The sequence below is a fragment of the Levilactobacillus parabrevis ATCC 53295 genome, assembly GCF_001434055.1.
Lineage (GTDB): Bacteria > Bacillota > Bacilli > Lactobacillales > Lactobacillaceae > Levilactobacillus > Levilactobacillus parabrevis.
On record NZ_AZCZ01000084.1, the window covers coordinates 1 to 2330 of the forward strand.

The 2330-nt window shown below is 34.4% G+C and carries 4 protein-coding genes; 2 read left to right on the top strand and 2 right to left on the bottom strand.

The features are described from left to right. Nucleotides 1-507 precede the first annotated feature (507 nt). Together FD07_RS11770 and FD07_RS11775 are read left to right on the top strand one after the other, a co-directional pair. Nucleotides 508-765 carry a transposase gene (locus tag FD07_RS11770; RefSeq protein WP_017866964.1) on the top strand — a complete coding sequence of 86 codons (258 nt, stop codon included), beginning with the start codon at nucleotides 508-510 and terminating at the stop codon, nucleotides 763-765. Then, complete coding sequence (locus FD07_RS11775) at nucleotides 750-1634, top strand: IS3 family transposase (RefSeq protein ID WP_155823099.1); 885 nt, start codon at nucleotides 750-752, stop codon at nucleotides 1632-1634. Before FD07_RS11770 ends, FD07_RS11775 begins: the two co-directional genes overlap by 16 nt. A 201-nt stretch (nucleotides 1635-1835) precedes the next feature. Here FD07_RS11775 and FD07_RS12430 read toward each other — a convergent pair whose 3' ends face one another. Both FD07_RS12430 and FD07_RS11780 read right to left on the bottom strand, forming a co-directional pair. Then, nucleotides 1836-2012: a hypothetical protein gene (locus tag FD07_RS12430; RefSeq protein ID WP_020090529.1), complete on the bottom strand. Its 177-nt coding sequence runs from the start codon at nucleotides 2010-2012 to the stop codon at nucleotides 1836-1838. After that, on the bottom strand, nucleotides 2012-2230 hold the full coding sequence (locus tag FD07_RS11780; RefSeq protein WP_010579558.1) for a DUF2188 domain-containing protein: 219 nt from the start codon (nucleotides 2228-2230) through the stop codon (nucleotides 2012-2014). Before FD07_RS11780 ends, FD07_RS12430 begins: the two co-directional genes overlap by 1 nt. Nucleotides 2231-2330 lie beyond the last annotated feature (100 nt).

Sequence of the window (2330 nt, forward strand, 5' to 3'; positions counted from 1 at the left end):
TACACAAGATATTTTACGCTCTCGTCAATAAGTTTCCAAATGAAAAAATCAGCAATAAAAAGAGCATAACTTTATGCAAAGCGATACTACCAATAGATAAGTTAATTATTGGTGTTGCAACTGCATAAACGATTGCAAATATGGTTACGAGTGCCCCAATGTTTGCGATAGAAACTCTAAAATCTGTCGATAAATTATTTATAATCCCTATTATAATAAATTGACTCAAACCCATTGTGAACGTTAGAAATGTTAATAATATGCATTGAAGGTTGATTTTCTTTTTCATATGACCACCTTATTAAGAGATACACTAAAAAAGTTATATAAAAAGACAATTTTTTGATTAACATCAAATGAAAAATGTTATCAAAAAGTTGACTTTTTCCTACCGATTATGTGCAATTAAATCATGTAACTGTTTAAAATCAGGGATAAGATCTGAAGGTAGTATGAAATCATGGACACGATTTAGTGTAATTCCATAATAGGAAGGATTGTGTTTTTATGACCAAGAAAAAGTACTCAGTAGATTTTAGAAAAATGATTGTCAAGCTGTACCAGGATGGCGCCCCGGTAGCTGATCTTACAGACGAATATGGTGTATCAAATGTAACTATTTACAAATGGATTAATCTATATAAAGAAGACAAAGGAAGTGGAATTTCCAAATCAGATGTTTTAGCGTTGCAAAAACGTTTGAAACAGCTAGAAAGTGAGAATGACATCTTAAAAAAAGCCTTAACCATATTCGCCAAAAAGTAAACCCAGATGACTGGCAGACAGCCGTTGATATTAATTTGAAGCACCATAGTATCAAAGAAACCTGTAAAGTACTCTCAGTTCCACGCTCAACTTACTATGAACATCAGCAGAATCATGTATCGCCACAAGCCAAGCGTCGTAAGACACTTAGCCAGTCGATTAAACGCATTTACTTTAATTCTAGACGTATCTACGGGGCACCTAAAATTCTAAAAGCGTTACAAAAAGAAGGTAAGGCTGCCAGTATTAAGCTAGTTCAACAATTAATGCGCCAAATGGGGTTAAAATCAATCACGCGCAAGAAGTGGCATTATCAACAAACTAATGATATTGATGCGACTGATTATTCAAATATACTCGTGCAAGATTTTCGTACAACCAGTCCAAATCAAAAGTGGTGTGCAGACATAACTTATATTCACACCAAAGCCAATGGCTGGTGTTATTTATCAAGCATTCAGGATTTATATTCACGTAAAATCATTGCCCATAAAATCAGCCGTCATATGACTGCTGATCTTGTGATCAGCACTTTTCAACAAGCCTTTGAAACTAGAAAGACGACTAATAACTTAATTGTGCATACCGATCTGGGTAGCCAGTACCGCAGTGCTGGCTTTGAACAGATCTTAGCGCAACACCATATTCGCCATTCTTATAGCAAGCGTGGCTGTCCCTATGACAATTCATGTTTGGAATCATTTCACGCCAGTTTGAAAAAAGAAGAGGTTTACCAACACCATTATCAGGATTTTGAAGAAGCAAATGCTGCAATATTCAGCTACATTGAGAGCTTTTATAACAGTGCTCGAATTCACAGTAGCATTGATTATTTAACTCCAAATGAAAAGGAAAAATTAGTCGCTTAAATTATACATAAAATGTGTCCAGATTCTTGACCTAAATCCATACTAAACGAAATAGATTAAGGTAGATTACAAATTTAATCCGAATTATTTGCAATTTAAAACGTAGTCTCCAATATTGTATTTAGTATGCCTCATGGGAATTCACTCTGATTTATGTGGCCCCCTTCAAATTGGAATTTGTAATCTAACATAAACGGCTTATTAATCACGCCTAACCGGCTCTTCAGGTTGTTTTTCAGGGTATATTTTTTCTGGATTTATTTGGGGGTTTTCAGGTGGAGTCTTTACTGGAAATCTTTGTGGTAATTGCTTTTTAGGCTTTTCTATTGGTATATGAGGAGTAATTTTGTTTGGGTGTTTTTCCAAAAGTGATATCATTAGCTATGCCTCCTTAAATTCTTCTTGAATGGAGTGTCGTCTTTTAAATCAGAGCGATGTTGATACCATTTTTCCGCTTGTTCCGTAGCAATTGAAATGGCCCGCTTATCGTCATAATTTTTTTCTTTAAGCGCATTTGCGATCTCAATAGCTTTTTTTCGAACCACTTTTTTCAAATTTTTCATTGATGGTGGGTAATTTTGTTCATTCCAAGGCATTTCAATAACCTCCATTCATATGATTTTAGATATGGAAAAGAGTATATAGATTATTTGTTATATATTAAATAAGATTGGTAGCGTCAAGAATCTTGTGTAA

Bases quoted from the DNA above. Each gene is read 5' to 3' on its own strand.
- FD07_RS11770 (WP_017866964.1), top strand. From the start codon at position 508: ATGACCAAGAAAAAGTACTCAGTAGATTTTAGAAAAATGATTGTCAAG.
- FD07_RS12430 (WP_020090529.1), bottom strand. From the start codon at position 2,012: ATGATATCACTTTTGGAAAAACACCCAAACAAAATTACTCCTCATATA.
- FD07_RS11780 (WP_010579558.1), bottom strand. From the start codon at position 2,230: ATGCCTTGGAATGAACAAAATTACCCACCATCAATGAAAAATTTGAAA.